The sequence below is a fragment of the Streptomyces hilarionis genome (assembly GCF_024539675.1).
Lineage (GTDB): Bacteria > Actinomycetota > Actinomycetes > Streptomycetales > Streptomycetaceae > Streptomyces > Streptomyces hilarionis.
On record NZ_JAHHIT010000264.1, the window covers coordinates 1 to 6,909 of the forward strand.

A 6,909-nucleotide genomic window follows, 5' to 3' on the forward strand; every position below is an offset into this window, starting at 1 on the left:
CCCGCGCTCCCCGCCGCTCCCGCCGCCCCCGCGGCCGTGCCGCCCGCGCTCGCCGAGAGACCCGGAGACAGCGGCGCCAAGGCCGCCGCGGACCCGGTGTCCGACGCGCTCGCCGCCGTGCAGAAGTCCCTGGACGACCTGCTCCAGGCCGCCACCTCCCTGGACGTCGGCCAGGTCGCCTCGGCGGTCACCGGCGTCCTGGACGGCCTGCTCGACCTGCTCTCCTCGACGCTGGACGGACTGGGCCTGAGCCTGCCGAGCGCGCCCAGCCTGCCGAGTCTGCCCAGCCTGCCGGCCGAGGCGGCCCAGGCCCCGGCGACGCCCGCGCTGCCGCCCCCGCCCACCGGCTGACCGTCGCCGGGCAGGTGCGTGCCCGGTGTCTCCGCCCCCGGTGTCTCCGCACCCGGCGTTTCCGCACCCCGGCCTCTCCCCCGCCGGGGTGCGGAAAGTTTCTGCGTACCCGGTTTCCGCACCCGACAGGTCTCGTTAGGCACGACGTCAGAACGTGCCCCGGTGACTTGAGCTGCCGAGTCGCCGAAGAAAGGAATGCGATGAAGTCCCTGAAGGCTGCCGCTGTCGTCGCCGGATCCGTGGCCCTCGCCGGCCTTGCCGCGCCCGCGTTCGCCACCCCCGCCGACCTCACGCCCACCAGCCTCAACGGCGCCGTGGACACCTTGGCGAGGGGGCCGGTCAACCTGGAGGACGCGATGCCGCTCCAGCACCAGTCGGACGCCCTCGACACCGAGAACAAGGACTCCGTGCTCAGCACCGTCAAGGGCGCGGCGGGCGCGCTCAACACCCACAACCCGCTCCTCGGCGGACTGCCGCTTCAGGGCTGAGACGCCCCGCCGCCAGGGCCGGACCGTCACCGACGGTCCGGCCCCCCGTCGTCCCGGCCCGGCCACGCCGCCCGGCCCGACCGCCCGTGAACCACCGGCGCACGGACGCTGTTCGAGGCGGGTCGAGCGGTGCGTCCCTCGTTCGTGTGGAGCGGCCCGCCGACGTCCCCCGGTCGGGTGAGAACACGTCCGGCCGCCCATGAATGCGCCGATAGGGTCGCGCGGTGACCTCAACCCCAAGCGCAACCCGCCCCTTCCGCGTGGCCGACCTGGGCACCCTCGTCGTGATGCCGTGGAGCGGCGAGGCCTCCGACGGCCGTGACATGCCCTACCTCCTGGCCTACTCCCTCGGCGACACCGCGGACGGGCCCGAGGGGACGGCCGCCGCCGTCGCACGACTGCTCTCCGACAACGGCATGCCCGTCGGCGGCGACGTCGTCGACGGCACCGAGCGGCCCAGCCTGCCGTTCACCCTGCTCGTCGAGTCGGGTGCGGCCGTCCTGAACATGCCCGGCCTCAACGCCCAGTGCCTGCCGCCGGCGGAGTGGCTCACGGCCGTCGCCGAACGCGGCTACGCCTACCTCGTCCTCACCACCCGCGCCTGGCCGGAGGCCACGCCCGGCCGGGCCGTCACGCCCGAGGCGCTGGCCGCGTTCGCGGGCGCCGACGAGACCCTGACCGCGGCGGCGCACATCGTCCTGCCCGCCCGCCGACTGCGCGGCTGATGCGAGGACCGCAGCCGGCCGCCGTGGGCGGCGGCCGCGCGTACGCCCTGCTGCTGGTCCTCGCCGGCGCGGCCGGGCTGCTGGCCTCCTGGGTCATCACCCTCGACGAGTTCAAGCTGCTCGAGGACCCCGGCTTCACGCCCGGGTGCAGCCTGAACCCCGTCGTCTCCTGCGGCAGCGTCATGCGCAGCGACCAGGCCTCGGTGTTCGGGTTCCCCAACCCGATGCTGGGCCTGGTGGCCTACGGGATGGTCCTGTGCGTCGGGGCGGGCCTGCTGGCCCGGGCCGCCTTCCCCCGCTGGTACTGGCTGACGTTCACCGCCGGCTGCCTGTTCGGCGTCGGCTTCGTGTCCTGGTTGCAGTTCGAGTCGCTGTACCGGATCAACGCGCTGTGCCTGTGGTGCTGTCTGGCGTGGGTCGCCACGATCCTCGCGTTCTGGTACGTCGTCGCCTTCGACGTACGCCACGGCTTCCTGCCGGCCCCGGCGGGGCTGCGCGACTTCCTCGACGAATTCACCTGGGCGCCCCCGCTGTTGCACATCGGGATCGTCGGCATGCTGGTGCTGACCCGCTGGTGGGACTTCTGGACGAGCTGACGCACCCGCCGCCGCACGGGCACGGGCACAGTCCAGTCCGGAGCGGGAGCGGGGGCCGGGGCGCGGGTCGCGCCGCTGTGGCGGTAGCACTATTACGGCACTCGGGGGAATTGTGAACTGATGCCGATTTCCGGCTCGTTACCCGGTACGGACGCAACGCCCCCCGAACTCCACCGAAAGGGCCCGTACCCGAGATGAAGTCGACCACCCGAGGAACCCTCGCCGCCGTGCTCACGTGCGTGGCGGCCGCGGCCGGCGCCGCCGCCTGCGCGAGCCCGGCGTCCGCCGTCGGCACCGTTCCCGTGCCCGTACCGCTGGACGGCGTCGAGAAGTCCCTCAACGTGGAACTGCCCACCATCGGCGGCGAGATCCCCCTGCCGACGCCGGGCGCGCCCGAGGGCCCGCGCTTCGTCGAGGGCCGCCTCATCCCGGAGCACGTCGTTCCTCAGCTGCCCGTCGCCGCCGGGCTGCCGGGCCTGGGCGTGCGGGCGCCCCTGCCGGAGGTCCTGGGCGACCGCTTCAACCACGTCGGCCTCGACGCCCCCGCCTCCGACCTGCGCACGCTCGGACCCGGGCTGACCCTGGACGCGCCCCTCACCGCGCCCAACCCCGACCACTTCGGTCTGCCGGACCTGAAGCTGCCCGAGGCGGGTGTGCTCACCCCCGTGCTCCAGGCCGTGCCCGGTGCGAACCTCGGTCTGGACCGCGGACTGTAGGACCGCGGCCGACCGCCGCGCGATACGGGCCCGGACGCCGTCGTCCGGGCCCGTCGCCGTCCCGGATCCGCCCGCCGGGGCGGGCCGTTCGGGCGCAGGCGGTGACCAGGCGGCCCTCTCGGCGGTTAGCTCCACAGACAACCGCACCGGACCACCGTCCCGGACGAGGAGCACACCCATGGTCGTCAGCGTCGACGGAGTACCCGTGAGCGCAGTCCCGGCAGTCTCGGCAGCCCCGGCACTCCCAGCGGTCACGGCCAGATCAGGGCCGGCGCGCCGCGCACGGCGACGGGACCTGCTGCGCGGGCTGCTGGGCGCCTCCGCCGCCCTCGCGATCGCCCCGGTCGTCGCCGCCTCCCGGCCCCTGCGCCCGGCGGACGGAGGACCCGCGGACTCCTTCGACGAGACCTACCGCGGCCGGCGCATCCACGGGGTCCTCACCTCGGCGGGACCCGCCGCCGCGGGCGGCGCGCACTGGGAGGTCACGGTCGACGGCCGCCCGCTGCACCTGATGCGCCGCGCCGACGGCACCTGGCTGAGCATGGTCGACCACTACCGCTCGTACGCCACCCCGCTGGAGGCGGTCCGCGCCGCCGTCGACGGGCTCGGCCCGGGGGAGCGGCTGCGCGAGGACGGTCCGGCACACCACCACACGCACATGGGGGGACACCATGGCCTACATCCGTAAGGACGTCAGCACGCTCACCGCCGCCGAGCGACGGCGCTTCGTGAACGCACTGCTGGCGCTCAAGAAGAGGGGCGAGTACGACGCGTTCGTGCGGATGCACATCGACCACTACGTCTCCGACGGCGAAGGCGGTCTGCGCAGCGCCCACATGGCGCCCTCCTTCCTGCCCTGGCACCGCAGGTTCCTGCTCGACCTGGAGACGGCCCTGCGCCGGGTCGACCCGTCGGTGACGGTGCCGTACTGGGACTGGACGCGCGACCGCGCCACCACCGCCGCGCCCTGGACGAAGGACCTGCTCGGGGGCAACGGACGCCGCTCCGACCACCAGGTGACGACCGGACCGTTCGCGTACGCCGCCGGCAACTGGACCATCAAGGAGAACGTCACCGACGGGACGTTCCTCACCCGCGACCTCGGCCGCGCCGCCGACCCCATCGACCTGCCGGGCAGGAGCGACGTGGAGACGGCGCTGGCCGACCCCGCCTACGACGTGTCGCCCTGGGACTCGACGGCCGCCCGGGGCTTCCGCAACCGGCTGGAGGGCTGGGGCTCCGGCTCGGGCAGCGCCGCCTGGCGCAACCACAACCGGGTGCACCGATGGGTCGGCGGGGTCATGCTCGGCGGCGCCTCCGTCAACGACCCCGTGTTCTGGCTCCACCACGCCTTCGTCGACCTGCTGTGGACCCGCTGGCAGAGCCGCCACAGCGAGCACCGCTACCTGCCGGCCGAACCGCCCGGCCCTGCCAGCCGCCAGTACCGCCGGGTCGTGGCCCGCCACGAGAAGCTGCCCCCCTGGAACGTGACCCCGGACCAGCTGGAGGACGCGTCCCGGATCTACCGGTACGCCTGAGGGACGGGCGGACGGACGGGCGGTCGGACGGGCCCGGAACAGGGGAGAGCCCCGGCGCTCGAGGTGCCGGGGCTCTCCTGGGAAGGGCTGCTCAGTCGCCGTAGCCGTTGTGGCCGCCGTGCTTGTCGCCGCCGCCCTTGCCGTGGTCGCTGACGTTGGCGCAGGTGTTGCCGAACGCGGGGTTCAGCAGACCGATGACGCTGACGGTGTTGCCGCAGACGTTGACCGGGATGTGGATCGGAACCTGGACGACGTTGCCCGACAGGACACCCGGCGAGCCGATGGCAGCACCGTTGGCACCCGCGTCCGCCATGGCCAGGCCGGCCCCGCTGACCACCACGGCGCCGGTGCCGAGGGCAACGGCGGCCACCTTCGCGATGCGAGACATCACGTTCTCCTTAGCTGATTCGGTTCGTGCGGCAGCAGGGGACGCCGTCGCACTCCCCGTTCAACGCCGCCGTCCCCACCGGGACACGGCACGACCGTAGGGATCACCCTTTTTGAACAGGGTGGACGTACAGACGGGTGGCTAGGAGGGCTGGAGGTGGTCCGCGACGAAGCCGCTCAGGGTGGCGATGGACTGAAGGCTGTCCAGGCTGAGGTCCAGCGCGGCCACGTCCACCCCGAAGCGCCGGTCGACGGCGCCCAGCAGGGTCACCCCGGCCAGCGAGGTGAGGCCGATCCGCGGCCCGAACAGATCGGTGTCGGCGGGGAGTCCGGCCACGAACGCCTCGTCCAGCCGGGCCGCCTCGGCGATCATCGACCGCAGCTCGCGTTCCACCGCGCCCCGGTCCAGGGTCTCGCTCACGCCTCGGCGTCCTCTCGTTCGGTCACCCGCAGCCACGCGGGCGGCTCGGGAAGTTCGTCGTGCAGGTCCCGGCCCAGGACCGCGGAGTCCGCCGTCGCGCCGGCCCCCGGGTCGTCCGCGCGGCGCAGACCCGCCTGGCGGAGCAGGATGCGCATCTCCAGGTTGGCGTCCGTCGGGCGCAGCGTCACCCGGAACTCCGACGCCCCCTGCTCACGCGCCCGTCCCATCAGCCGGAACAGGAAGGCCGCCGCGGCCCCCCGCCCGGCGACCCGGCAGGACAGGGCGAGCAGCGGGACCGACCACCGGGCGGGCGCGGTGCGGTCGACGAGGGCGGCGCCGATGACGCCGTACTCGCCGAAACGGTCCGTCATACGGGCCGTGTACAGCTCGTGTCCCGGTGCCGCGGCCAGCTCGCGCAGCCGGTCCGGGGTGAGGCCGGAGGAGTTCAGCCGGTGGGTGCGGGCGGCGAGTTCCAGCGCGCGGGGCACCTCGGCGGGCGTCGCCGCGCCGACGGTCAGGCGCATGTCGCACCAGCGCAGGAACTCCTCGCGCGAGCCCTGGAAGCGTTCGCCCTCGGCCCGGCGGGTCTCCTCGGTCCGGTAGCGGCGCACCCGCTCCCGCGACTCGGGGGTGACCTCCCGGCCCTCGAAGGCGGCGAGCAGCGCGGGCACGTCCTCGGGGCCGAGGGTGCGCACCTGCGGCAGGAGGGCCTCGACCTCGGCGCGCTCGTAGGGGGAGTCGTCGACCAGGAGCAGGGCGTCCACCGCGATGCCCAGCTCCTCGGCGATCCTGCGCAGCGACTCGCTCTTGTCCTGCCAGGACACCTGCGGCGCCAGGAACCGCTCCCGCAGCGCCGGCACGGTCTCCAGCCGGTCGAGGACCGAGGGGGCGCTGCGGCTGGCGATGCTGCTGAGCACGCCGAGGGCGGCCAGCGCGTCGATGGCGTCGAGCATGGCGGCGCGGGGGGTGGGCAGCGCGTCGGTGGCCGACTCGACGGCGACCTCGTCCCACAGGGTGCCGTCGAGGTCCCAGACGACGCACTTGATGCGGTCCGGGTCGAAGCCGTCCGTGCCGCTCATCGGGCGCCGTCCTCCTTCTCCTTCGGCAGGAACAGCTTCATCGACAGGCTGGTCGGGTCGAAGCCGAACTTGCGGTAGACCGTGCGCATCGGGACGTTGCCCACGTGCACCCGGCCCACGACCTCGGTGATGCCGTGGTCCAGACAGAACTGAAGGCCCGCGGTGAGCAGGAGTTCGGCGACGTCGCCGCGGTTGTCCACCGGGGAGACCGCCAGGGAGCGGAAGTTGGCGTAGCGGTCGCCGGTCATCGCGTTCTGGTTGATGCTCACCCAGCACCAGCCCACCGGTTCGTCGCCGGGGCGGTGGGCGACGATCATGCCCTCCTTGGACTTCTCCATGGCGCGGCCCAGGCGCGACTCCCAGCGGGCGGGGTCGTCGATGGCGTCCTCGCCGAACGAGACGCGGGCGATCTCGGCCTCGAACCGCCCGATGGCCGGCAGATCGCGCTCGTCGGCCTGCCGGGTGACGTACGGCCGGGCCCGCTCGGCGAGCGCGGCGCGCTCGGCCTCGGCCGGCGGCCGCCAGCCGTAGGTGCGCGGCGCGGGCGGGGGCGCGGGGGAGTCGGCGAGGGCCGGTGCGGCGGGAGATGCGGTGGCCGGGGCCGGGGC

General features: G+C 74.2%; 10 protein-coding genes and 1 pseudogene. 7 read left to right on the forward strand and 4 right to left on the reverse strand.

The features are described from left to right. From KMS84_RS37105 to KMS84_RS37135, 7 genes and pseudogenes are all read left to right on the forward strand, one after another. Positions 1–351, forward strand: a pseudogene (locus KMS84_RS37105) (hypothetical protein); the annotation flags it as partial. A gap of 200 nt (positions 352–551) precedes the next feature. Further along, complete coding sequence (locus KMS84_RS37110; RefSeq protein WP_256920957.1) at positions 552–839, forward strand: hypothetical protein; 288 nt, start codon at positions 552–554, stop codon at positions 837–839. A gap of 224 nt (positions 840–1,063) precedes the next feature. Further along, the gene (locus KMS84_RS37115; protein ID WP_256920958.1) at positions 1,064–1,564 is read left to right on the forward strand and encodes a DUF5949 family protein; all 501 of its coding nucleotides are present in this window, start codon (positions 1,064–1,066) and stop codon (positions 1,562–1,564) included. Beyond that, positions 1,564–2,160, forward strand: a complete 597-nt coding sequence (locus tag KMS84_RS37120) for a vitamin K epoxide reductase family protein (RefSeq protein WP_256920959.1) — start codon at positions 1,564–1,566, stop codon at positions 2,158–2,160. The genes KMS84_RS37115 and KMS84_RS37120 overlap by 1 nt, the downstream gene beginning before the upstream one ends. A gap of 194 nt (positions 2,161–2,354) precedes the next feature. Then, positions 2,355–2,876 carry a hypothetical protein gene (locus KMS84_RS37125; RefSeq protein ID WP_256920960.1) on the forward strand — a complete coding sequence of 174 codons (522 nt, stop codon included), beginning with the start codon at positions 2,355–2,357 and terminating at the stop codon, positions 2,874–2,876. Between the two features lie 178 nt (positions 2,877–3,054). Further along, a complete protein-coding gene (locus KMS84_RS37130; protein WP_256920961.1) occupies positions 3,055–3,564 on the forward strand; it encodes a tyrosinase family oxidase copper chaperone in 510 nt (169 codons plus the stop codon). Continuing rightward, the gene (locus tag KMS84_RS37135) at positions 3,548–4,414 is read left to right on the forward strand and encodes a tyrosinase family protein (protein ID WP_256920962.1); all 867 of its coding nucleotides are present in this window, start codon (positions 3,548–3,550) and stop codon (positions 4,412–4,414) included. The genes KMS84_RS37130 and KMS84_RS37135 overlap by 17 nt, the downstream gene beginning before the upstream one ends. A 91-nt stretch (positions 4,415–4,505) precedes the next feature. On the opposite strand, the gene KMS84_RS37140 is transcribed toward KMS84_RS37135, so the two are convergent. The 4 genes from KMS84_RS37140 to KMS84_RS37155 all read right to left on the reverse strand — a co-directional run. Continuing rightward, on the reverse strand, positions 4,506–4,802 hold the full coding sequence (locus tag KMS84_RS37140) for a chaplin (RefSeq protein ID WP_256920963.1): 297 nt from the start codon (positions 4,800–4,802) through the stop codon (positions 4,506–4,508). A gap of 141 nt (positions 4,803–4,943) precedes the next feature. Further along, complete coding sequence (locus KMS84_RS37145; RefSeq protein ID WP_256920964.1) at positions 4,944–5,222, reverse strand: acyl carrier protein; 279 nt, start codon at positions 5,220–5,222, stop codon at positions 4,944–4,946. Continuing rightward, entirely contained in the window at positions 5,219–6,301 is a 1,083-nt protein-coding gene (locus tag KMS84_RS37150) for an HAD-IIIC family phosphatase (RefSeq protein ID WP_256920965.1), read from the reverse strand. The genes KMS84_RS37145 and KMS84_RS37150 overlap by 4 nt, the downstream gene beginning before the upstream one ends. Then, a partial coding sequence (locus KMS84_RS37155; RefSeq protein ID WP_256920966.1) for a GNAT family N-acetyltransferase occupies positions 6,298–6,909 on the reverse strand: 612 nt, incomplete at its 5' end. The genes KMS84_RS37150 and KMS84_RS37155, both read right to left, overlap by 4 nt.